Origin of the sequence: Amycolatopsis sp. lyj-109, from assembly GCF_046548995.1 — a bacterium.
Classification (GTDB): domain Bacteria; phylum Actinomycetota; class Actinomycetes; order Mycobacteriales; family Pseudonocardiaceae; genus Amycolatopsis.
Genome location: NZ_JAJPWR010000010.1, coordinates 280,656 through 303,548 on the forward strand (window position 1 = coordinate 280,656; position 22,893 = coordinate 303,548).

At 72.5% G+C, this 22,893-nt stretch carries 20 protein-coding genes; 11 read left to right on the forward strand and 9 right to left on the reverse strand.

All coding sequences use genetic code 11. The features are described 5' to 3' along the window. Positions 1–39: 39 nt before the first annotated feature. Together ACLJQF_RS24025 and ACLJQF_RS24030 are read right to left on the reverse strand one after the other, a co-directional pair. Complete coding sequence (locus ACLJQF_RS24025) at positions 40–1,425, reverse strand: MFS transporter (RefSeq protein WP_410611763.1); 1,386 nt, start codon at positions 1,423–1,425, stop codon at positions 40–42. Further along, the gene (locus ACLJQF_RS24030; RefSeq protein WP_410611765.1) at positions 1,422–3,425 is read right to left on the reverse strand and encodes an MMPL family transporter; all 2,004 of its coding nucleotides are present in this window, start codon (positions 3,423–3,425) and stop codon (positions 1,422–1,424) included. The genes ACLJQF_RS24025 and ACLJQF_RS24030 overlap by 4 nt, the downstream gene beginning before the upstream one ends. A 303-nt stretch (positions 3,426–3,728) precedes the next feature. Between ACLJQF_RS24030 and ACLJQF_RS24035 the strand changes: the two genes are divergently transcribed. The 3 genes from ACLJQF_RS24035 (at position 3,729) to ACLJQF_RS24045 (ending at position 7,008) form a co-directional block, all read left to right on the forward strand. Further along, positions 3,729–4,976: a helix-turn-helix domain-containing protein gene (locus ACLJQF_RS24035; protein ID WP_410611766.1), complete on the forward strand. Its 1,248-nt coding sequence runs from the start codon at positions 3,729–3,731 to the stop codon at positions 4,974–4,976. Positions 4,977–5,150: 174 nt separating this feature from the next. Further along, positions 5,151–6,242, forward strand: coding sequence for an aldose epimerase family protein (locus tag ACLJQF_RS24040; RefSeq protein WP_410611768.1), 1,092 nt, complete (start codon positions 5,151–5,153; stop codon positions 6,240–6,242). A 49-nt stretch (positions 6,243–6,291) separates the two neighbouring features. Beyond that, positions 6,292–7,008: a transporter substrate-binding domain-containing protein gene (locus ACLJQF_RS24045; RefSeq protein WP_410611770.1), complete on the forward strand. Its 717-nt coding sequence runs from the start codon at positions 6,292–6,294 to the stop codon at positions 7,006–7,008. A 4-nt stretch (positions 7,009–7,012) separates the two neighbouring features. Here ACLJQF_RS24045 and ACLJQF_RS24050 read toward each other — a convergent pair whose 3' ends face one another. Then, positions 7,013–7,522 (reverse strand): DinB family protein, encoded by a 510-nt coding sequence (locus ACLJQF_RS24050; RefSeq protein ID WP_410611771.1) that lies wholly within the window; start codon positions 7,520–7,522, stop codon positions 7,013–7,015. Positions 7,523–7,744: 222 nt separating this feature from the next. Here ACLJQF_RS24050 and ACLJQF_RS24055 point away from each other — a divergent pair, with 222 nt between their 5' ends. From ACLJQF_RS24055 to ACLJQF_RS24065, 3 genes are all read left to right on the forward strand, one after another. Beyond that, complete coding sequence (locus ACLJQF_RS24055; RefSeq protein WP_410611772.1) at positions 7,745–9,361, forward strand: AMP-binding protein; 1,617 nt, start codon at positions 7,745–7,747, stop codon at positions 9,359–9,361. A 424-nt stretch (positions 9,362–9,785) separates the two neighbouring features. Further along, on the forward strand, positions 9,786–10,877 hold the full coding sequence (locus ACLJQF_RS24060) for a J domain-containing protein (protein ID WP_410611855.1): 1,092 nt from the start codon (positions 9,786–9,788) through the stop codon (positions 10,875–10,877). Positions 10,878–10,964: 87 nt separating this feature from the next. After that, complete coding sequence (locus ACLJQF_RS24065) at positions 10,965–11,606, forward strand: LysE family transporter (RefSeq protein ID WP_410611773.1); 642 nt, start codon at positions 10,965–10,967, stop codon at positions 11,604–11,606. Between the two features lie 57 nt (positions 11,607–11,663). Here the strand turns inward: ACLJQF_RS24065 and ACLJQF_RS24070 are convergent, their stop codons facing one another. Next, the gene (locus ACLJQF_RS24070) at positions 11,664–14,132 is read right to left on the reverse strand and encodes a M14 family zinc carboxypeptidase (protein WP_410611856.1); all 2,469 of its coding nucleotides are present in this window, start codon (positions 14,130–14,132) and stop codon (positions 11,664–11,666) included. 185 nt (positions 14,133–14,317) lie between these two features. On the opposite strand from ACLJQF_RS24070, the gene ACLJQF_RS24075 reads away from it, so the two are divergent. The 3 genes from ACLJQF_RS24075 to ACLJQF_RS24085 are packed head-to-tail and all read left to right on the forward strand — an operon-like array spanning position 14,318 to position 16,958. After that, entirely contained in the window at positions 14,318–14,965 is a 648-nt protein-coding gene (locus ACLJQF_RS24075) for a DUF998 domain-containing protein (protein ID WP_410611774.1), read from the forward strand. A 59-nt stretch (positions 14,966–15,024) separates the two neighbouring features. Continuing rightward, on the forward strand, positions 15,025–16,329 hold the full coding sequence (locus ACLJQF_RS24080; RefSeq protein ID WP_410611775.1) for a cytochrome P450: 1,305 nt from the start codon (positions 15,025–15,027) through the stop codon (positions 16,327–16,329). After that, complete coding sequence (locus tag ACLJQF_RS24085; RefSeq protein WP_410611776.1) at positions 16,326–16,958, forward strand: TetR/AcrR family transcriptional regulator C-terminal domain-containing protein; 633 nt, start codon at positions 16,326–16,328, stop codon at positions 16,956–16,958. Before ACLJQF_RS24080 ends, ACLJQF_RS24085 begins: the two co-directional genes overlap by 4 nt. Before the next feature lie 197 nt (positions 16,959–17,155). Here ACLJQF_RS24085 and ACLJQF_RS24090 read toward each other — a convergent pair whose 3' ends face one another. The 3 genes from ACLJQF_RS24090 to ACLJQF_RS24100 all read right to left on the reverse strand — a co-directional run bounded on the left by ACLJQF_RS24090 (position 17,156) and on the right by ACLJQF_RS24100 (position 19,082). Next, positions 17,156–17,794 carry a DedA family protein gene (locus ACLJQF_RS24090; RefSeq protein ID WP_410611777.1) on the reverse strand — a complete coding sequence of 213 codons (639 nt, stop codon included), beginning with the start codon at positions 17,792–17,794 and terminating at the stop codon, positions 17,156–17,158. A 117-nt stretch (positions 17,795–17,911) separates the two neighbouring features. After that, positions 17,912–18,622 (reverse strand): SDR family oxidoreductase, encoded by a 711-nt coding sequence (locus ACLJQF_RS24095; protein WP_410611779.1) that lies wholly within the window; start codon positions 18,620–18,622, stop codon positions 17,912–17,914. 28 nt (positions 18,623–18,650) lie between these two features. After that, positions 18,651–19,082 carry a YybH family protein gene (locus tag ACLJQF_RS24100; protein ID WP_410611781.1) on the reverse strand — a complete coding sequence of 144 codons (432 nt, stop codon included), beginning with the start codon at positions 19,080–19,082 and terminating at the stop codon, positions 18,651–18,653. An 80-nt stretch (positions 19,083–19,162) separates the two neighbouring features. Here ACLJQF_RS24100 and ACLJQF_RS24105 point away from each other — a divergent pair, with 80 nt between their 5' ends. Both ACLJQF_RS24105 and ACLJQF_RS24110 read left to right on the forward strand, forming a co-directional pair. Continuing rightward, positions 19,163–19,522: a YciI family protein gene (locus ACLJQF_RS24105; RefSeq protein ID WP_410611857.1), complete on the forward strand. Its 360-nt coding sequence runs from the start codon at positions 19,163–19,165 to the stop codon at positions 19,520–19,522. Continuing rightward, on the forward strand, positions 19,519–20,715 hold the full coding sequence (locus ACLJQF_RS24110) for an RNA polymerase sigma factor (RefSeq protein WP_410611782.1): 1,197 nt from the start codon (positions 19,519–19,521) through the stop codon (positions 20,713–20,715). The genes ACLJQF_RS24105 and ACLJQF_RS24110 overlap by 4 nt, the downstream gene beginning before the upstream one ends. Before the next feature lie 66 nt (positions 20,716–20,781). On the opposite strand, the gene ACLJQF_RS24115 is transcribed toward ACLJQF_RS24110, so the two are convergent. Both ACLJQF_RS24115 and ACLJQF_RS24120 read right to left on the reverse strand, forming a co-directional pair. Then, positions 20,782–21,894, reverse strand: coding sequence for an ABC transporter ATP-binding protein (locus ACLJQF_RS24115; RefSeq protein ID WP_410611784.1), 1,113 nt, complete (start codon positions 21,892–21,894; stop codon positions 20,782–20,784). Beyond that, positions 21,891–22,886 carry an ABC transporter ATP-binding protein gene (locus ACLJQF_RS24120; protein WP_410611785.1) on the reverse strand — a complete coding sequence of 332 codons (996 nt, stop codon included), beginning with the start codon at positions 22,884–22,886 and terminating at the stop codon, positions 21,891–21,893. The genes ACLJQF_RS24115 and ACLJQF_RS24120 overlap by 4 nt, the downstream gene beginning before the upstream one ends. Positions 22,887–22,893: the final 7 nt, after the last annotated feature.

Sequence of the window (22,893 nt, forward strand, 5' to 3'; positions counted from 1 at the left end):
TGTCAACGATTCAAACTCGGATACTCATGGGGAAACGGGTTACGGGACAGCGCGTTTGTCACGCGGCGACGAGGTATCGGCGGGCCGGGTCCCCGGCACGCGCACGGCCAGCAGCGCGCCCGCGAACGTCAGTCCGGCCGCGGCGAGCAGCCCGGCGGTGTACCCGCCGGCCAGCGCCGCGCCGGCGGGCACGCCCGCTTCGAGCCGCGCCGCGCGCACCGCCGTCAGCACCGCACCGATCAGCGCGACGCCGAGCGCGCTCGACAGTTCCCGGGCCGCGGTGAGCAAACCCGACGCCGTACCGGCATACCGCTCGGCCACCACGTCCAGCGCATGCGACGTCATCGGGACGGTGAACGCCGAGCCCGCGCCGATCAGGACCATGCCCGGCACGCGCGGCCACAGCGCGGGGACGTGGTTCACCGCGGCGAGGGCGAGCAGGCCCGCACCCACCACGGCCAGCCCCGCCGCCACCGTCCGAAGTGGACCGTGCCGGGCGACGGCCGCCGGCACCAGCGGGGTCGCGGCCACGACCGCCACCGCGACCAGCACCAGAGGCAGTCCGGCGCCGGCCGGGCCGAGGCCGAGGAACTCCTGGTGCAGCAACGGCGTGAAGAAGAAGATCCCGGAGATCCCCAGTCCCCACAGCAGCTGCAGGCCGAGCGAGCCCAGGAACACCCGGTTCGCGGTCAGGGCCGGCGGGACCAGCCGGTCGGCCGCGCGCCGTTCCCGGACGAGGAACGCCACGCCGAACGCCGTCCCGGCGACGAGCAGCGGGATCCGGAGGCCGGGTTCGGCCAGCGCGGTGGTGACCAGCACCAGGCTCGCCGTCACCAGGACCATCGCCGACGCCGGTGGCGCGCGGGTCCCGTCGTCGCGGCCAGGCCGCACGGTTCCCGGCAGCAGGACCAGCATCGCGGCCACGAACGGCAGGTTGACGAAGAAGATCCAGGCCCAGCCGCAGTATTCGCTCAGCACACCGCCGAGTGCCGGGCCCAGCGCCAGCGCCGCCGCCAGGCAGGCCGTCCACACCGCGGCGCCGAGCGTCCGGCCCCGCGCGTCGAGGTTGGTGCGCAGCAGGCTCAGCAGGCCCGGCACCAGGAACGCGGCCGCGATCCCCTGCAGCCCCCGGGCGGCGACCAGCAGCCACGCCGAGCCCGCCAGGCCACCCGCCGCCGCCCCGGCACCGAACGCCAGCAGAGCGCCGGTCAGGGCCGGGCGCCGGCCCCAGCGATCGATCAGCGCGCCCGCCACCGGCAGCAGCCCGGCGAACGGGAGCATGTACCCGAGCGCGACCCACTGCAGTGCCCCGACGTCGAGGGCGAGGTCGCGGGCGATGGACGGCGCGCCCGCGGCGACGATCGTGTTGTCCAGCGTCGTGACGAACGCGCCGAGCGCGAGCACGACCAGGGTCCGCCGGGTCATCGCGTGCTCCCCACCAGCTCGCCGGCGACCACGGCCGTCCGGCGCGGGAACCACCAGTTCGCCGCGCCCAGCCGGGCCATCACCGCGGGGACGAGCACGCACCGGACCACGACGGCGTCCAGGAGCACGGCGACGGTCAGCCCGACGCCGGCCTCGCGCACCACCCGGGCGTCGACGAAGGCGAACGACCCGAACACCAGCGCCATGATCAGCGCGGCCGCGGTGATGGTCCGGCCGGTCGCCGCGACCCCGTCGACGATGGCCGCGCGGGTGTCGCCGTGGTGGCGCCACGCCTCCTGGATCCGGCCGATGAGGAAGACCTCGTAGTCCATCGACAGCCCGAACAGCCCGGCGAACAGGAATACCGGCAGGTACGGCTCGATCGGGCCGCCGAAGACGAACACCACGACGCCGGTCGTCGCGGCCGCGGTCAGCAGGTTCATCACCGCCGCGGTGAGCGGGATCAGCACGCTGCGGAACACCCAGGCCAGCAGCAGGACCGAGATCCCGACGACGGCGGCCAGGAACAGCGGCAGGCGGTCGGTGATCGCCGCGGAGAAGTCGGCCCGGGCCGCGACGACCCCGCCGACGTGCGCGTCCGGGCTGCCGATGATCCTGGCCATCACCCGCGTCGAGGCGAGCAGCTCGCCGGTCGCCGGATCGTCGGCGGCCGTCCGCGGGATGACCGTGAGCAGCCAGCCGCCCCCGGGCAGCGCGGCGGGCGGGCCGACGCCGGCACTGGCCAGCAGCGCTTCCCGCAGGTCGCCCACCGCATCGCCGCCGCCGGTCCCGACCACCAGCAACGGCGCGCCGGCGCCCGGTCCGAAGCCCTCTTCCAGCAGTTCGGCGGCGGTCCGCGTGACGCTGCCGGGCGGATCGAGCGCGGCGTCCGGCACGCCGAGCCGCAGCCCGGTCATCGGGAGCGCGAGCACGGCCACGACCAGCAGCGCGGCGAGGCTGTACGGGCCGGGGCGCGCGGTCACCGACCGGGCGAGCCGGGCCCACCGGCCGGCGCGGGCGTCCGGGCGCAGGCGCATCCGGCGGGCGAAGAGCCGCAGCAGCGCGGGCAACAGGGTCAGCGCGGCGACCGCGGTCAGCAGCACGGAGACCGCGGCGGCGGCCGCGATCCCGTTGAGGAACGGCAGGCCGACGGTGCACATCCCGGCCAGCGAGACACCCACGGTGACCCCGGCGAAGACCACGCTGCGGCCGGAGGTCGCGGCCGCGACGGCCAGCGCCGCCGCGGGCCCGGCGCCGTCCCGGCGGCCCTGCCGGTAGCGGGTGAGGACGAACAGCGCGTAGTCGACGCCGACGCCGAGCCCGAGCAGCGCGGCGATCTCGGTGCTGATCTTCGGCACGGTCATGACGTGCGACAACAGCGTGACGGCGGCCAGTGCGCAGCCCACCGACACGGCCGCGGTGAGAACCGGAAGCAGGACGCAGGTCACCGAGCCGAAGGCCACCAGCAGCACCACTGCCGCGGCGAGCAGGCCGATCCCGGCGTTGCCCAGGTCGGGGGCGGCGGCCGTCATCGAGGCGAGCTCCCCGGACGCGCCGGCGGTGAGCCCCTCGGCGTCCCTGACGACGGCGGCCAGCGCGTCGGCCGTCCCCGGCCCGAGGTCGGCGGCCGGCGCGTCGAAGCGCACGGTGAGCACCGCGGTCCGCCGGTCGGCGGACACCTCGCCGGGGGGTGGATCGACGGCCACGACGTGCGGCAACGCCGCCAGCCGGGCGGCGAGCGCATCGAGCCGGGCGCGGCCCGGGCCGCGGTCGACCGGGCCGTCCGGCGAGCGCACGACGACGCGTTCCCCTGCGCCGCCGGTCCCGGTGGCGCGCAGCAGGTTCGCCGCCGCCGTGCTGTCCGCGGCGGGCAGGTCCACCGTGTCGCGGAAGGCCGCGCCGGTGTGCAGTGCGGCGGCACCCAGCCCGCCCAGCGCCGCCAGCCACAGCACGATCACGACGCCGGCCCGGCGGAAACACCAGGAAACGAGCGCCGTCATCGGTGTTCTCCTCCCGCGTGCCGGTTGATCACGCTAACAACGGGAAGGGGCGCGAAGATACCGTCCCGGTTCACAAATCGAATTCCGGAAATCTATGCCGTGGTTAGCGTTCCGGGTTTGTCCGGCAGGTGACAAAAGCCGGTGCGGCCGTTGAGCCCGGCGTGACAGAACCCGCTCCGGAAGCAGGGACGGCGGTTGCCAAGTCCGATCCCGTGTGAGTACATGGCCTTCACGCCGACGACGGCGCGAACTCTCCACGAGGCGCGGCAGAATTCTCCAAGAGCGCGGCAAGGGGTGTGAGCCATGACCCGGACGATCACGCAGGTGACGATCCCACAGCCGCGGGGCACCGGCCGCGCACGGCAGCTGTGGTGCTCGCTGCCGACGGAACTCGCGCCGCGGTTCCGGCAGCACGCCGACCCGCTCGCCCGGCTGATCCTCGAGGAGGTCCAGCGGGCCGTTCCCGAGTACGCCAAGCCGCTCGAAGGCGAGTTCGGCAAGATGATCGTGCTGGCGATCGAGCAGGCGGTGCTCAGCTGCATCGACAGCATCGAGAACCTGGCGTCCACACAGGACAATTGGCCGAAGCTGTTCGTGGAGGTCGGCAAGCGCGTCCACCACGACGGCGGCAGCCTCAATTCCCTGCAGGCCGCCTACCGCGCGGGTGGGCGGGCGGCGTGGCGCTACGTGGCCGAGCTGGGCCAGGCCCACCGTTTCCCGGCGGCCGTGCTGTGCGTCGGCGCGGAAGCCATTTTCGCTTACGTGGAAGAGATTTCCTCGTACTCGGTCGAGGGGTACACCTTGGCACAGGCGATGGCGACCGGCACGCTCGAACGACGCCGGCGGCGGCTCTTCGAACTGCTGCTGGCCACCCCGCCGTCGTCCCCGGCGACGCTGGCGACGCTGGCCAAGGCGGCGCAATGGGCGATGCCCGAGTGGGTCACGGTCGTCGCGCTCGACCCGCGGACCGACCAGCAGCCACCGCCGACCCCGCAGCTGGCCGGCGACGTGCTGCTGGACCTCGATGGCCCCGAGCCGTGCCTGCTGACCCCGAACCCGGACCGCGACCTGCGCGGCCTCGAAGGCCGCCTCCCGGGCTGGCGCGCGGCCGTCGGTCCCCGCGTCCGCCCGGCCGACGCGGCGACGTCCCTGCTGTGGGCGCGCCGCACCCTCGACCTCGCCCGCCGCGGCCTGACCGGCGACGACCCGGTGACGCACACCGCCGACCACCTGGCGACGCACTGGCTGCTGATCGACCGCTTCCTGCTGGACGAGCTGTCGGCCACGGCGCTCGCCCCCTTCGCGGGTCTGACGGTGAAGCAGCAGACCCGGCTGGCCGAGACGCTGCTGAGCTGGCTGGAGCACAACGGGAGCACCCCGGAGATCGCCCATGCCCTGCACATCCACCCCCAGACGGTCCGCTACCGCGTGAGCCAGCTGAGCGAGCTGTTCGGCGACCGGCTGGCGGACCCGGCGAAGCGCCTGGAGATCCAGATGGCCCTGCGCGCCCACCGGCTGCTGGGCACCCGGCCCCAGGCCGGCGAGCGCTGACCGACCCGGGAGAGCTTTCGCCGGCGTCTTGAATGACTCATTCCTGGCGTCCGACGCCAGGAATGAGTCATTCAAGACGTTCGAACCCGCGGCCATACCGGCTGACAGGGGCAGCGCGGTCGGCTAAGGTCGTTCGAGGCTGTTAGCGCTAACAGCCGGTTGGAGGACCCACCGATGACCGCACCCGAACTCACCCGGGAGTTGTTCGGCCAGGCCGACGGCACCGACGTCCACCGGTACACGCTGGGACGTCCCGGCGGGCCGGTCGTGCGCGTGCTCGACTACGGCGGCGTCATCCAGTCGCTGGAAGCGCCGGACCGCGACGGCCGGCCCGGCAACGTCGTCCTCGGCTTCGCCGACCTCGACACCTACGTCGCCAACAACCGGCCCGGAGCGGACCGGGTGTTCCTGGGCGCGGTGATCGGGCGGTTCGCCAACCGGATCGCCGGCGGCACCTTCACCCTCGACGGCGTCCAGTACCGGGTGCCCCAGAACAACGGCAAGAACAGCCTGCACGGCGGCCCCGCCGGGTTCGACACGCGGGTCTGGTCGGCGGCCGAAATCCGGGACGGCGACGGCGTCGCCGTCCGGCTCACGCTGGTCAGCCCGGACGGCGACCAGGGCTACCCCGGCCGGCTCACCACCGAGGTCATCTACCGCGTCGACGCGCGCGACCGGCTGCACATCACCTACCTCGCGACCACCGACGCGCCGACCGTCGTCAACCTGACCAACCACACCTACTGGAACCTGGCCGGCGAAGGCGCGGGCGACGTCCACGAGCACCGGCTGGAGATCGCCGCGAGCCGGTTCTGCCCGACCGGCGACGACCTGATCCCGGCCGGCGACCCGGTCCCGGTCGAGGGCACGCCCTTCGACTTCCGCCGGTGGGCGCCGATCGGCGCCCGCGTCGGCGAGGCCGACCCCCAGTTGGTGATCGGCCAGGGTTACGACCACAACTGGGTGCTCGACGGCGGCGCACCGTTCGCCGCGCGGGCATGGGACCCGGCGTCCGGGCGCCTGCTGACCATGTGGACGACCGAGCCGGGCCTGCAGTTCTACTCGGGCAACTACCTCACCGCGAACCTGACCGGTACGAGCGGCCGCCCGTACCACCGCGGCGCCGGCTTCGCGCTGGAGGCCCAGCACTTCCCGGACTCCCCCAACCGGCCGGACTTCCCCGGCACGGTGCTGCGGCCCGGCGAGGTCTACCACCAGGAGACCGTGTTCGCCCTGACCACCGCGGACGAGCCGCCGGTGGCGTGAGCGACACTCGCGGGGCGCGCACCCGGTCCCGCCGATAGCCTCGCCGGTCATGGGAGATCTTTCCGCCATCACCGGGGACCTCGCGCCCACCGGCACGCTGCGCGCCGCCGTCAACCTCGGCAACCCCGTGCTCGCGCACGGCACGCCGGCGGACCCGGGCGGGGTCACGGTCGACCTCGCGCGGGAAGCGGCCGCGCGGCTCGGCGTCCCGGTGGAGTTCAGCTGCTTCGACGCGGCCCGCAAGTCGTTCGAGGCAGTGACCTCGGGCGCAGCCGACCTCGCTTTCCTGGCGATCGAGCCCGCCCGCGCGGCCGAGGTGGCGTTCACGGCGCCGTACGTCGTCATCGAAGGCGGGTACGTCGTGGCGGACGGCTCGCCCTTCGCCACGCCGGCCGACGTCGACCGGCCGGACGTCCGGATCGGCGTCAAGCAGGGCTCCGCGTACGACCTGTACCTGACCCGGACCCTCCGGCACGCCACGATCGTGCGCGGCGAGGACGGCGTCACGGCGTTCGAGGCCGAGGGCCTGGAAGTCGCCGCCGGGATCCGCCGGCCGCTGACCGCCTACGTCGCTTCCCACCCCGGGACCCGCCTGCTCCCGGGGCGCTTCATGGAGATCCGGCAGGCGGTCTGCACCACCCCGGACCGCCGTCCGGAGACGCTCGCGTTCCTGCACGAGCTGGTCGAAGAGCTGAAGGCCACCGGGTTCGTCGCCGACGCCCTGCGCCGCGCGAACCAGGACGCCACGGTCGCGCCCCCCGCCTGACGCGCTATTTGCCGGTCACGCCATCGACCAGCTCGCGGCCCACGTCCACGTGCCCGGCGTGCCGGGCGAAGCTCTGCACCAGGTGGAACAGGATCCACGCGAACGTCGGGTGCTCTTCGGCGCCGCCGCGGCGGGTCGTGCGGGCGGCCCGGCACTCCAGCGGCGTGACGGCGGCGACCCGGGCGCAGTTTTCGCGCTCCGCCAGGAAGAACGCCGTGATGTCGCCCGACGGTTCCTCCGGCGCGACGAACCACTCCTGTTCGGCCGTGCCGGGCCAGGAGAAGTCGACGTCCTCGCCGGCGAACAGGTACCGGATCCAGAAGCGTTCGGTGCAGGCGAGGTGCTTGACCATCCCCAGCGGCGTCCAATCCGACGGCAGCACGCTCCGGCGCAGTTCGTCCTCGGAGAGACCGTCGAGCTTGCGCAGGATGGCGGCGGCGTTGTGGTCGAGGTAGCCCAGCAGCAGCGCGCGCGGATCGGCCAGGGTGGGCGGGGGTTCGGGCGTCTCGGCCATGATCGAAAAGCTACGGGGCGGCGACCCGCGACGCCGTGTTCCCGCGCCCTCACGACGGGGTGACCGGCGGCGTCGGACGGGGCCCGGCGAATCTTCCCCGCGGGTCGCAGATCCGGACATGACTCTCCGGTTGCCGTCGTCATCACCACGACATTGCGTCTTTTCGACGGTCGCAACGAGTGCTACGTTCCAGGTGGTGCAGCTCGAACCAGAGGAGCCGCGATGAAGCTTTTTCCCAGCGCTCACCCGGACTCGTTCTGCCGCGACCGGCTGCCACCCGCCGACCAGTGGCCGCGGCTGGTGTTCGACCTGCCGGAGCTGCACTACCCCGGCCGCCTCAACGCCGCGACGACGTTGCTCGACGAGACCGCCGCCCGCCTCGGCCCGGACCGCCCCTGCCTGCGCTCACCGCACGAGACGTGGACCTACGGCGACGTCCTGGCCCGCGCCAACCGGATCGCGCACGTCCTCACGGCCGAGCTCGGGGTCGTGCCGGGCAACCGCGTGCTGCTGCGCGGCACCAACACGCCGTGGCTCGCGGCGTGCTGGCTCGGCGTCCTCAAGGCCGGCGCGGTCGCCGTCACGACGATGCCGATGCTGCGCCGCGGCGAGCTCGCCAAGATCACCGAACGGGCGCGGCCCACGGTGACCCTGTGCGACGAGCGCCTGCTCGACGAGCTGCCGCCCGCGCTGCCCGTGGTGGCCTACGGCACCGGCTCCGACAGCTCTGGGCGCGGCGACCTGGCCGAACGTTGCGCCCGCCACCCGGCGGCCTTCGCCGACGTGCCGACGGCCGCCGACGACGTCGCCCTGCTCGCCTTCACCTCCGGCACGACCGGGACGCCGAAGGCCACCATGCACTTCCACCGCGACCTGCTCGCCATCGCCGACACGTTCTCCCGGCACGTCGTCCGGCCCACCCCGGACGACCTGTTCTGCGGGACCCCGCCACTGGCCTTCACCTTCGGCCTCGGCGGCCTCTTGGTGTTCCCGCTGCGCGCCGGCGCGTCGGTGCTCCTGGTGGAACGCGCGACCCCCCGGGAGCTGGCCTCGATCGTCGCCGAACACGGCGTGACGGTGCTGTTCACCGCCCCGACCGCCTACCGCGCGATCCTCGGCGCCGGCGACGGTCCCCTGCTCGCCGGCGTCCGCCGCGCCGTCTCCGCCGGGGAAGCCCTCCCCGCCGCCGTGGCCGAGCGCTACCGCGAGGCCGTCGGATCGCCGTTGATCGACGGCATCGGCAGCACGGAGATGCTGCACGTGTTCATCTCCGCGGCCGGCGACGACGCCCGCCCCGGCCGGACCGGCAAGGTCGTCCCCGGCTTCCGCGCGGCCGTCCTGGACGTCGACGGCCGGCCGGCTCCGGACGGCACGCCCGGGCTGCTCGCCGTCCAGGGCCCCACCGGCTGCCGCTACCTGGGCGACCCGCGCCAGGCCGACTACGTCCGCGACGGCTGGAACATCACGGGCGACACGTACATCCGCGAACCGGACGGCTACTTCCGCTTCGTGGCGCGCAGCGACGACATGATCGTCTCTTCCGGTTACAACATCGCGGCTCCCGAGGTCGAAGAGGTGCTCCTGACGCACCCGGACGTCGAGGAGTGCGCGGTGGTGGGCACGCCCGATCCGGATCGGGGTGCGGTCGTGACCGCCTTCGTCGTGCTCCGGCCCGGCGTCGCCCCGGGCCCGGACGTCGTGCACGCCTTGCAGGAGCACGCCAAAGCCGTTGCCGCGCCGTACAAGTACCCGCGCCGGGTGCGGTTCCTCGACGCGCTGCCGCGCAGTGCCGGCGGGAAGCTGCAGCGGTACCTGCTGCGCGAGCGCCGGCGGGGGTGACGGGCCCGCTGCCGAGGTGGGGTGGCGGTGGGCCCGTCACGTCTGTGGGAGGTCGAGGACATGACTCGAGCCTAGCCGAGGATTCGAACACATGTTCACGGCCATTCGGGTGGACTCCAACTACGAACCGTCACCTGAACTCCGACTTTCTCCCGCATGGCAACACTTCCGGGTGACAAACAGTCCTCAATGGACACTGCGGGACCACGGCAGACCGGCCGTGGCCGCCGCGTGGGACGCCGTCACCCGGCCCGCCGGCCGCGCCACGCCGGAGCGCCCGATTCCGGGCCGTCACCGGTAAAACTCCTCACACCGCCCTGACCTGCACCGAGGACCATCACCCTGGCGCGCCGCCGAGGCGGTGACAGACCCGCCGAGCCAACCCAATAAAGTCTTCGCGCAGCCATCGGAGGTGACCACCCGCGTGCCCGACGTCGACTACTACGAGGTGCTCGGCCTCCGCCGCGACGCCACGGCGGCCGAAGTCAAGGCGGCCTACCGCCGGCTGGCCAAGACCATGCACCCGGACGGCGGCGGCACCGTCGGCACGTTCCGGCTGCTGCGCGAGGCCTACGACGTCCTGAGCGACCCGATCGCCCGCGCGCGCTACGACGCCGGCGGCGCGACCGTGGTGCCGGTGCCGGTCCGGCCGCGTCCCCGGCGGCGCTTCGGCGACGAGCCCGGCTTCGTCCCCGACCTGCCCGAACTGGACGCCGAAGAGCTGAGCTGGTGGCACTTCGCCGGCGAGGACACCCGGATGCGGCACGGCCGCCACCGCGGGCCCGGGCACACGCCCGTGGTGGTCGCGGTCGCCGGGATGGTGCTGGTACTCCTGCCGCTGGTCACCGGCGTCGGGTTCAGCACGCCGGTGCTCATCGTCTGGCTCCTGCTCACGGCCGGCACGGCGCTGCTGGTCCAGCGGCTGGCGCGCGGGTACCTGCGGGCCGCGAAGGCGCGCGAGGCCTACGCCGAGGAGTTCGGCGGCCGCACGGTGTTCGGCACTCCCGGCACCGAGCGCGACGAGCTGGCCGAGCGGCTCACCGCCGACCTGCTCGAGGGGTACCTGACCCGGCTGCCGGGCGCCCGCATCTTCCACGGGCTCGCCTGGCCGGGCTCGGTGTTCGCGGACGTGGACCACGCGGTGCTGTGCGGCAAGCGGCTGGTGCTCATCGAGTCGAAGCTGTGGCTGCCGGGCCACTACGAGACGGCGGAGGACGGCAGGCTGCTGCGCAACGGCCGCCCGTTCCGCGGCGGCGGCAGCCGGCTCGCGGAGAGCCTGGCGGCCTACCGCGGCTTGCTGCCGGGGGTGACGCTGCGGGGCGCGATGATCGTCTACCCGAGCCGCAGCGGAGACCTGACCACGGCGGACCCGGGTGATCTGCCGGTCGCCCCGATGACGCCGGACGAGTTCCTGCACGAGATCGGCGAATGGCTGGCCGCGGATCCGTCCACAGTGGACCACCAGACGCTGCGGACGATGCGCGACCAGGTGGTCGGCGGCGGCCGCGCGGCATGAGCCGGGGCCCGAGCGCCCCAATGTGGCCTTGGTTGCGTCTGACGCACCCAAGGCGGCCCGGGAGGCGGGCGGCGTGAGGCGGTTCCGGTGAACGCCGCCGCCACGCTCGGCACCGTGCTCCTGGCCTACCTCCCGGCCGCGATCACCCCCGGCCCCAACTTCGTCCTCATCGCCCACACGGCCGCCACCGCGACCCGGCGGGCGGCGGTGGCGATCGCGCTCGGCGTGGTCGCCGCGGGCGGGCTGCTGGCCGCGGTCGCGGTCTTCGGGCTGGGCGGCCTGCTCGCCCGCGCGCCGTGGCCGGCGACGGCGTTGCGCGTGGTGTGCGGCGGTTACCTGGCGTGGCTGGGGGTGCGGCTGTGGTGGCGCGCCCGCGCGCCCAGCGATCCCGTGGAGCCGCCGGACCGGGACGACGTGGCGCCCACCCCGCCGGACCGGCGGGGCACCGCGTTCGGCCGCGGCGTCCTCAGCAACCTCACCAACCCCAAGGCCGCCGCGTTCTTCGGCAGCGTCCTCACCGCCACCCTGCCACCCACCGAACCCACCGCCGTCAAGGCCGCCGCCGTCGCGCTGATCGTCGCCGCCTCCGCCGCCTGGCACCTGAGCGTCGCCCTGCTGTTCTCCTCCCCCGCCACCCAACGCTGGTACGCCCGCACCGAACCGGCCCTCAACCGCGTCGTGGGCACGGTTCTGGTCGTCCTGGGCGTCGCTCTGGCCGTAACGCCGTGAAGGCCACCTTCAGGAACTACAAGTTCCTCAAGGTGGCCTTCACGAACTTCGGTGAACCTAGCGGACGCCGCCCGAGGCGCGCTGCTTCTGCGCGTGCGCGGAGCGGGTGCAGACCTCGCCGACGTCGACCGTCTGACCGCGGTCGGCGTAGACGTCGGCCACACCGACGAGCTTGCCGTTCGGCGACGAGCAGGTCAGCTGGTAGGCCTCCTTCGTCCCGTACGTCGGCGGGATCGGCGACGAGAACGACACGTCGCCGGCCCAGTCGTCGACCGCGCCCGGGTTCGCCTGGTCGTAGTTGACCACCACGGCCTTGTAGTCGCCGGCCGGCGGGTCGAACAGCACGGCGTGCTCGGCCGTCGTGCCGCCGTTCGCCGACGAGCTGACCAGGTTGCCCGCCGAGTCGTAGATGTAGAGGTCCCAGTCGGTCGAGGTGCTCGCCCAGTTGATGTTGACGCTGAACTTCCCGTTGTCGACCTTCGGCAGGCCGTCGACGTGGAAGGTGAACGAGTCACCCGCCGGGTCGACCGGGTAGTTCTGGTTGATCGGCGGCACTCCGGCCGGGTTGGCGACCGCGTAGCCCTGCTGCGCGGGGCCTTGCGGGGTGCGCCCGTACCGACCGGCCACGTACGGCCGCGTGGACGGGTTGACCGACCACGCGAAGCGCCCGCCGGTGGCGGTGAACTTCGAGTTCAGGTCGTCGGTGATGTAGATCGGCGGCTTGGTGGAGCCGTCGGGCTGGATCACCGGCGACGTCGGCGTCTGGAACGTCTTGTGCAGCTTGAGCTGGTAGTTCTTCGGCGCCGAACCGATCAGCGTCGAGTGCTGCTGCGGGTCGGCCGCGTTGCCCAGCATGTCCAGGTACGCCTGGCGGTTGCCGCCCTTGCCCGCGCCGGCCGCCGGGGCCAAGCCCTCGTACTCGGCCACGACACTGTCGGCGTAGGGCCCGTGGAAGCCGTTGCCGCCGACCTCGATGGTGAAGCCCCAGCCGCCGGTGGCCCAGTACGACCAGTCCTCGGTGGTGCCGGTGGTGTCGTAGAGCGCCCAGCTCGGCTCGCTGGTGTAGCCGTTGCGCGAGGCCAGCTTGTCGCCGAGGGCCTTGTACTGCGGCTCCTCCAGCGGCGGGCGGACGTCCGCCACGCCCGGCGGGCGCAGCACCAGCGCGGCGACGGTGTGCATCGTGATCAGGTTGGTCACCTGGCGCGAGGACACGATCGAGCGCACGTTCCGCACCTCGGGCTCGCTGAACGGCGCGGACCCGCGGAAGGTGTCGCCGCTCCAGGCCAGCTCGGCGCCGGCGCCGCCCCAGAAGCCGCCGTAGTTGCGGTTCGGGTCGGTGCCGCGGATGCGGCCGCCCGGGTTCGCCTTGCACACGCCGGTCGCGAACTGCGGCGGCGAGTCGTTGACGTTGCAGTTCTTGCGCTTCATCTCGTAGTCGAACCGGGTGAAGTCGCCCTTGGGCTCGGCCTCGCGGGAGATCTCGAAGCCGTCCGGGTTGATGATCGGCACGACGATGTTGCGCGTCTTGCCGACCAGCGATCGGATGGCGGCGTCGCGCGAATAGCCGTTGACCAGCTCGTACGCCCATTCCATGACGTGCTCGCCGGCCGGCCACTCCCGGGCGTGGTGCACGCCCATGGTGAAGTTCACCGGCTTGCCGTCGGTGACGTTCTTGACGTCGGTGGCGATTTCGACGCCGACGACGTCCCGGCCCTCCCAGGTCGACTCCGGCATCGTGAACGCCGAAACCAGGCTGGGGTTCTTGCGGGCCAGTTCCTTCAGCTCGAAGTTGTACTCGTAGAGGTGCCGGTAGCTGGTGCGCCCGGACGGCAGCGCCGAAGCGGCGGTCTTGGCGGCGTACTGGCGGTCGGTCTTCGCGTCCTGGACGGACTTGGCGGACAGGTCCGCCTCGATGACCTTCGACTTGAAGCCGCTGTCCTTGAGCGTCTTGCGGTCGGCGTCGCCGGCGAGGACGACCTCGACCCCGGTTGCGTCACCCTTCTCCGTGACGTCGAGGCCGAGCGCGGTCAGCTTGCTCTTGTCGGCGCGCGTGGGCGTCTCGACGCGGACGAGCTCGGCGCGCTGGGTCGCCGGAGCGGTGCCGGTGGGCGTGCCTTGCGGCGTCAGCGCCAGGAAGTCCACGCCCAGCTGGGCCTGACCGGCCGAGCCGCCGTACCGGCAGCCCTGGACGACCAGTTCCTGCCCCTTCTTCACGAAGCTTTCGGCGAGTTCGTGGCTGCGCAACGCCGCCGAGGCGGCGACGACCGCGCCGGTGGCCTTGTCGAACACGGCGACGTCCCAGTCACCCTCCGCACCCTGCGCCGGCTTGAGCCGCGCCTGGACGAGACCGTCCACAGTGGACGTCAGCTCGCGGCGGTCGGTGCCGGAAGTGCCCTTGGGCAGGACCTTCGCGAAGCACGAACGGGCCACCGACTTGTCGGCGCGCAGGATGTTCTGCGCCGCGCCCGCCGTGCCGGACGGCAGCACGACGAACGTTCCGGCCAGCGCGACGGCCGAAGCCAGCATCACCAGCCGTCTTGGTGAATTCCCCACAGGAAGCGACCTCCTTGACCGAGACCGGCACGCACGGACGTACCGGAACCGAGCGACCATAATGGAGGAAATCCGGCCGCGGACACCGCCGTAAGTCGTACAGCGTTCAACCCGGCTTTTCACCGGGAGCTCAACCACCGGTCGGCTACTGTCGGTCCATGGTCACGTTCCCTGCGCGACGGGTGTCGGTCGCGGTCTCCCTGACGGGCATCGCGGCCTTGGTGATCGGCGCCGGCCTGGTGCTGCTGCTGCAGGTCATCCCGCCCACCGACCGGATCAGCGTTACCCGCCGCACGATCAGCGAATACGGCCTGTCCGATCACAAATGGGTCTTCGACCTCGCGGTGGTGCTGGTCGCCCTCGGCTCGGCGGCCGGTCTGGCGGTCCTGCGCGGCCAGCGGCGGCTCCCGGTGCCCGCGGCCATCCTCGGAACACTGTGGACGGTCGGGCTGCTGGTCATCGTGGCGTTCCCCAAGCCGGACTGGGCGACGGTCTCCCGCGCGGACTTCGGCGGCACCCTGCACCGGATCGCCAGCGTGGTGGCGTTCGTGGCGCTGCCGCTGGCGGTCCTGATCGCGGCGCGCACGGCCTTCCCGTCGTCGCCCGGTCGCCGCCGGCTGGCGCGCGTGCTGGCGATCCTGTCGCTGGGCTGGTTCGCGGTGATCCTGGGCGCGGTGGTGGTCGCCGCGGCGGAAGACGGCCGATGGTGGACGCTCATTCCGCTCGGCCTGGTGGAACGCGGGATGGCACTGACGGAACTGGTCGCCTTGGGCGTGCTGCTGGCGCCGGTCGGGGAACGGCGATGACCCCCGCCCGCGGCCGTCGATAACCTACACTGTAGGCACGCCGACCGTAGGGGGAAGCCGTGCTCGAAGGAGCCCTGGCCCGCGCGAAACCCGTCGTCCGCTGGAGCCTCGGCCACGCGCTCCCCCGGACCGTGCTGCGCCGCGAGGCCCGGCGCGGGGATCTGCAGGGGCGGATGGTGGTCGCCGCGGCCGAAGGCGAGGACCTGACCGGCCTGTTCGAGGAGATCCGCGGCGCCGGCCCGCTTGCGCGCACCCGGTTCGGCTGGATGACCACCACGCACGCCGCGGTCCGGGAGGTGCTCTCCAGCGAGGACTTCCGCGTCGGCGTCATCGGGTCCGACGGCTCGGCGCTCGGCCGGCTGGTCGAGTGGTCGGCCGGCGAGCACCTGCACCCGGTGCGGCCGCCGTCGCTGCTGGCCGTCAACCCGCCCGAGCACACCCGCTACCGCAAGCTGGTCACCGGCGTGTTCACGGTGCGCGCGGTCGAGCAGCTGCGCGGCCGGGTGCAGGAGATCGCGGACGGCCTGCTCGACGTGCTCGCCCCCGGCGCCCCGCTCGACCTCGTCGAGTCCTACTGCGGGCTGCTGCCGGTGACGGTGATCAGCGAGATCCTCGGCGTGCCGTCGTCCGACCTCGGCAAGGTGCTTTCGCTGGGTGCGGCCGCGGCGCCCAGCCTCGACCTCGGGCTCGGCTGGCGCACCTTCCGGCACGTCGAGACCGCGCTGGCCGAGTTCGACACCTGGCTCGGCGAGCACCTCGACCACCTGCGCCGCAACCCCGGCAACGACCTGTTCAGCAAGCTCGTCGCGGCCCGGGACGGCGGCGTCGGCCTCACCGAGACGGAGCTCAAGTCCACCGCGGGCCTGGTGCTGGCGGCCGGTTTCGAGACGACCGTCAACCTGCTGGGCAGCGGCATCGCGCTGCTCGCGGGCGATCCCGGGCAGCTCGCCGTGCTGCGCGAACGGCCCGAGCTGTGGGGCAACGCGGTCGAGGAGGTGCTGCGGTACGACCCGCCGGTGTTGCTGACCGGCCGGGTGTCCACCCGCGCCACCGAGGTCGCCGGGGTCCCGCTGCCCCGCGGGGCGCTGGTCACGACCGTGCTGGCGGGCGCCAACCGCGACCCCGGCGTGTTCGCCGATCCGGCCGTCTTCGACGTCACCAGGACCGGCGCGCGCGACCACGTGGCATTCGGCGCCGGCCGCCACCACTGCCTGGGGGCGTCGCTCGCGCGCATGGAGGGCGAGATCGGGTTGCGCACGATCTTCGACCGGTTCCCCGGCCTGCGCGTGCTGCCCGGGGGCCGCCGCCGGTCGACGCGCATCCTGCGTGGCTACGAGAACCTGCCCGCGGTGCTCACGCCGTGACGCCCCGGCGAGGCCGTCCGCCCCAGGGTGTCCTGTCACGCGAGCGGATCCTGCTCGCCGGGCTCGCCCTGGTCGACGAAGAGGGCCTGGCCGCCGTGAGCATGCGCAAGCTGGCGCGACGGCTCGGCGTCGACCCGATGAGCCTGTACAACCACGTCGACGGCAAGGACGCGCTGCTGGACGGGATCGCCGAGGTCCTGCTCGCGGAGATCCCCGCGCCGCCGGCGGAGGCGGACCTGCGGGAGACGATGTCGGCGCTGGCGCACGGGTTCCGGGCCGCGCTGCTCGGCCACCCACGGGCGGCACCGCTCGTGTTCACCCGCCGGCTCGCCTCGATGACGGCGCTGGCCCCGGTGGAGGCGGTGCTCGCCCCGCTGCTCGCGGCGGGTTATCCGCCGGACCGCGCGGTGCACGGGCTGCGGGCGGTGCTGGCGTTCCTCATCGGCACGCTGATGCGCGAGGTCGAGGCCGCACCGACGTTCGGCGGCAGCGTCCAGCGGCTCGCGGACCTCGAGGGTTCCGGGCTGCCCGCGGTCTCCCTGGCGGCGCCCTTCCTGGCGGTGTGCGACCACGAGGCGGAGTTCGAATTCGGGCTCCGGATCATGCTCGACGCCCTCGGCGAGCCCTAGTACTACAGGGACACTTGTGTGCGTGACCTGGGGAAACAAGGTCACCGTCTGCCGTGGCCGGTGGTCGTGAGTGGTAATTCGGGTTCTAACCCGAATTACCACTCACGACCAGCTGCGGCAGACCGGCAGGCCGACGTCCAGGATTGTCCTGGCAGGCTGTCTTCGGCCGCACTGAACAAAGATCTCGCCCTGCAGTACTAGGCCGCGGTCTCTTCCTGCTTTTCCTCTTCCGCTTGGTGGCGGCCGAGGCGCTTCTTCATGACGAAGAAGACGACGACACCGATGATGATCGCGGCGACCAGGCCGAACTTGGAGAACCGGCCGAGCCATTCTTCGGCGACCACACCGAGGTAGTAGACGGCCGCGGTGGTGCCGCCCGCCCAGACGATGCCGCCGGCCGCGTTCGCCAGCAGGAACTTCGGGTAGTGCATGCGCAGCGACCCGGCGAGCGGGCCGGCGAGGATCCGCAGGAACGCGATGAACCGGCCGAGGAAGACCGCCCACACGCCGCGTTTGTTGAAGATCCGTTCGGCGTTGGCGAGGTGCGTCGGCCCGAAATGCTTCGGGAATTTCCGGCCGGCCCAGGCGAACAGCCGTTGCCCACCGGTTTTTCCGATGAAGTAGCCGATGCTGTCGCCGATGATGGCGCCGGCACTGGCCAGGATCCCGATCCACAGCGGGCTCAGGTTGCTGTGCTGTGAGGCCAGGAGGGCCGCGCTGACCAGCACGATTTCCCCGGGCAGCGGAATGCCGAGGCTCTCGATCATGATCACCGCGCCGACGATCAGGTACACCGAGAGCGGCGGGATCGCCTCCAGCCATTGGTCGATGTGCACAGCCCGTACCCCCTGGTACCTACGTCCGGATTGGTGTTCGCTTTCCGAAGGGTACCGGGGGCGGTCCGCGCGGGGCGGCATCCTCAGGTATGGCCCGGGGTACGACTTTGGTCGGGGTCAGTCCAGCGCGGCGAGCGCGGGGGCGACCGGGAAGTCCCCGGAAACGACGTCGAAGCCACGATTTTCGGTGAGCGGCTCGGCCAGCGCCCCGACGAGCACGGCGGCCACGTCCGGCCGGCTGATCCGGCCCGGCTCGAGGTGCCCGCCGGCCTTGACCCGTCCGGTCGCCGGGCCGTCGGTGAGCGTGCCGGGCCGGACGATGGTCCAGGTCAGCGCCGATTTCCGCAGGACGCTGTCGGAGATCTGCTTGGCGAGCAGGATCGACCGCACGAGCCGGTCGCCTTGGTCGGGCGCGTCGGCGAACTGCGCGGAGAGCTGGACGTACCTTGGCACCCCGGCCAGTTCGGCGGCCCGGATGGCGGCGATCGCCCCGTCCCGGTCGACGAGGTTCACCGATTCGGGTTCCGGATCGGGCGCCCCGACAGCGCTGATGACGACGTCGGAGTTCGTGAAAACCTCGACGAGATCGGCGGCATCGGCGGTGACATCGGCGACGACGGGCTCGGCACCGAGGCCGCGGAGCACCTCGGCGCGGCCACGGCTACGCAGGCCGGCGCGGACGGTGTGTCCCCGCGCGACGAGCATCCGGACCACGTGGAGCCCGGTCCGGCCGGTGGCGCCCAGGACGGTGACCTGCATGGGTTCGATCGTGCCGTACGTGGGGAAGATCCGCCCGGCACCGGAGTTGTCCACAGGGTTCACCCCCATGTGGACAACTCCGGTGGATGGTTGGCGGTCAGGGCTTCAGGTCGACCGCCGCCCGCAGCGTCCCGTCCATGTGGAACGGCGTCGAATCGTGCACGTGGGTGATCCGCCACTGCCCGTCTTCCCGGCGGAAGCACACCGTCGACCGGAACCACAGCTCGAACCCCGCCGGCGCCCCCTTCGGCCTGGTCGCCATCCGGTTCAGCGCGTGGCAGTACGCGAGTTCCCCGCCGATCGTCACCTCCAGGTCGCGGATCTCGTACTCGATCGGTCCCTCGAACGTCTCGAACCACGCCCGGCGCCCGGCGACGTCGATGACCTCCGCACCGCGGTGCACCAGCGGCGGCGCCAACGTGAACGCCACGACGTCCGGCGCGTAGTGCGAGCCCAACGTCTCCGCGTCACGAGCCGCCATCGCCACCGCACGGGCCGTCATCAGGTCGCGGATCTGCTGCTCACTCATGCCATTCTCCTCAAGGTCGGTGGTTGCACGAGAGACGTCGGCGCCGCCGGGCGGACTTCGACATCCTCGAGGAGGCTTCGGTGAAATACGTCGTCCTGATCTACGGCAACCCCGAGTCGCGCGCCGCATGGGAAGGCATGAGCGATGCACAGCGGGCCGCCGGGCTGGCCCACTATCAACAGCTCAACGATGATCTCGACGCCTCCGGCGAGCGCATCGTCTCCGAACGGCTGGCCTTCCCCGAACTGACCAAGCGGGTCAGCGGGTCCATGACGACCGACGGGCCCTTCGCCGAGGCCAAGGAGTTCCTCGCCGGCTTCTACCTGCTCGACTGCGAGAGCGAAGAACGCGCCCTAGAGATCGCGCGCCGGATCCCGGAAGCGTCCTTCGGCGTCGTCGAAGTACGGCCCGTGATGGGGCTGCACGGGCCGGAGCTGTGACCGACGTCGAACTCCTGCTCCGCGAGCTCGCGCCGCAGGTCCTCGCCGCGCTGGTCCGGCGGTACGGCGGCTTCGACACCTGCGAGGACGCCGTCCAGGAGGCGCTGCTGGCCGCTTCGCGGCAGTGGCTGGTCGCAGGCGTTCCGGATCACCCGAAGGGGTGGCTGATCACGACGGCGTCCCGGCGCCGCATCGAGCTGTGGCGCAGTGAGACCGCCCGGCAACGGCGTGAGGAGTCCGCCGCGCTGGCCGAACCGCCCGAGCCCGAGCCGGTCAGCGGCGTCGACGACACCCTGACCCTGCTCCTGCTCTGCTGCCACCCCGCGCTGACGCGGCCGTCGCAGGTCGCGTTGACGCTGCGGGCGGTCGGCGGGCTGACCACCGCCGAGATCGCGCGGGCCTTCCTCGTCCCGGAAGCGACCATCGGGCAGCGGATCAGCCGCGCGAAGCAGAAGCTCCGCGGCGAACGGCTGACCGGCGACGACCGCCCCGAGCGGCTCGCCGCGGTGCTGCAGGTGCTCTACCTGATCTTCACCGAGGGCCACACGGCCAGCTCGGGGGACGCGCTGAGCCGCGTCGACCTGACCACCGAGGCCATCCGGCTGGTCCGGCAGCTGCGCGCCGAGCTGCCGGACGACGGCGAGGTCACCGGCTTGCTGGCACTCATGCTCCTCACCGAGGCCCGCCGGCCGGCCCGCGCCGACGCGACCGGGGCCCTCGTCCCGCTGGCCGAGCAGGACCGGACCCGCTGGAACCGGACGTTCATCGACGAAGGCGTCGCGCTGATCACGAAGGCGCTGGCGACCGCGCCCGTCGGCCCCTACCAGCTGCAGGCGGCGATCGCCGCGGTCCACGACGAAGCCGCGACCGCCGGCGAGACCGGCTGGGCCGAGATCCTCACGCTTTACGACCTGCTGCGGGTCGTGGCGCCCGGCCCGATGGTGACGTTGAACCGGGTGGTGGCGTTCGCGCAGGTCCACGGCCCCGAGGCCGGGCTGGCGGAGCTGGGGGAAGCGGCGACGGACTCCGCGCTCGCGCGGCACCACCGCGTGGACGCGATCCGGGCGCACCTGCTGGAGCTGTCCGGGGACGCGGCCGGGGCTCGCGCGGCGTACCTGGCCGCCGCCCGGCGGACGCTGAGCCTGCCGGAACAGGCATACCTGCAGTCGCGGGCCGCCAACCTCACGACCTGAGGGGCACTTTCACGTGAAAGTGCCCGGCGTCGCCACCGGGACACTTTCACGTGAAAGTGCCCTGCCTTAGAGGATCTCGGCGGAGGTGCCGATGTCCGGCGGGCGCAGGTCGGGGTTGAGTGCCGCGGTGAGCTCCACCAGTTCCGGCTTCACCTCGTGCGGCTGGATGCGCCCGTCGCGGATGTCCTCCGCGTAGTGGCACGCCACCCGGTGCCCGCCGCCGATTTCGCGCAGCTGCGGACGGTCGGTGTCGCACAGGCTCGCCTGCTTCCACGGGCAGCGCGTGTGGAAGCGGCAGCCCGACGGCGGGTTCGCCGGCGACGGCAGGTCACCGGCGAGCAGGATCTGCTCGCGGGTGTCCTCGACCTGCGGGTCCGGCACCGGGATGGCCGACAGCAGCGCCCGCGTGTACGGGTGCAGCGGGTCCCGGTACAGCGAGTCCGCGTCGGTCTCCTCGACCAGCGCGCCCAGGTACATCACGCCGATGCGGTCGGAGATGTGCCGCACCACCGCGAGGTCGTGGGCGATCACGACGTAGGTCAGGCCGAGCTGGGCCTGCAGGTCTTCCAGCAGGTTCACCACCTGGGCCTGCACCGAAACGTCCAATGCGGACACCGGCTCGTCGGCGACGATCAGGTCCGGCTCCACGGCCAGCGCCCGCGCGATGCCGATGCGCTGGCGCTGCCCGCCCGAGAACTCGTGCGGGTACTTCCGCAACGACGTCTCCGGCAGGCCGACCGCGGACAGCAGCTGACGCAGCCGCCGCTGGGTCGTTTCTTTGTCCTTGTCGAGGCCGTGCGCGTGCATGCCCTCGACCAGGATCGACTCGACCGACTGCCGCGGGTCCAAACTGGACATCGGGTCCTGGAAGATCATCTGCATCCGGCGCCGGGCCTTCCGCAGTTCTTCTCCCTTGAGGGCGGCGACGTCGGTGCCGTCGAACACCACGTGTCCGGAAGTCGGCTCGTTGAGCCGCAGGATCGCCCGGCCCAAAGTGGACTTGCCGCAGCCGGATTCGCCCACCAGGCCGTAGGTTTCGCCCCGCCGGATGGCCAGGTCGACGCCGTCGACCGCGTACACGTGCCCGACCGTCCGGTCGAACACGACGCCGCTCTTGATCGGGAAGTGCACCTTGAGATCGGTGACCTCGAGCAGCACGTCACCAGCAGGACGGGTCATCGGGTTCCTCCTCCCGCGGCGACCGGAGGCCGCACGGGGTTGTGACAGCGCAGCAGCGCAGCCCGGTCGGGCACCAGCTGCGGCTGGACCTCGCGGCAGACCGGCAGCGCGTTGGGGCACCGCGGCGCGAACGCACACCCGTGGTCCCACGGGATGTTGTCGGCCACCGAACCCCGGATGGGGATCAGCTTCTCGCCGCGGCCCGCGTCCAGGCGCGGGATCGACGCGAGCAGGCCGTGCGTGTACGGGTGCCGCGGCTCGGCGAACAGCTGGTGCCGCTGCGCCCGCTCGACGATCTTGCCGCCGTAGAGGACGTTGACCTCGTCGCACAGCCCGGCGACGACGCCGAGGTCGTGCGTGATCATGATCAGCGCCGTGCCGGTGTCCTGCACCAGTTCCCGCAGCAGCGCCAGGATCTGCGCCTGGATGGTGACGTCCAGCGCGGTCGTCGGCTCGTCGGCTATGAGCAGCCGCGGCCGGCACGCCAGCGCGATCGCGATCAGCGCGCGCTGCCGCATCCCGCCGGAAAGCTGGTGCGGGTACTCGGAAAGCCGCCGGGACGGGTCCGGGATGCCGACCTTGTCCAGCAGGTCCACCGCTTCGACGGACGCCGCCTTGCGCGACATCCCGCGGTGGCGCTCCAGCACCTCGGTGATCTGCAGCCCGATCGGGATGACCGGGTTCAGCGAGGACAGCGGGTCCTGGAACACCATGCCGAGGTCGCGGCCGCGGCGGTCGCGCATCTCGCGGTCGGACAGCTTGAGCAGGTCGGTGCCCTCGAAGCGCACCGAGCCGCTGACTTCGTTGCCGCGCCGGGCGAGCAACCGCATGATCGCCAGCGACGTCACGGACTTGCCGCAGCCGGACTCGCCGACCAAGCCGACCGTCTGGCCCGGTTCGACGTCGAAGCTCACGCCGTCCACCGCGGTGAACGACCGCTCGCCTCGGCGGACGAAGTCGACCTTGAGATCACGGACTTCAAGGAGTGCCATCAGTGCT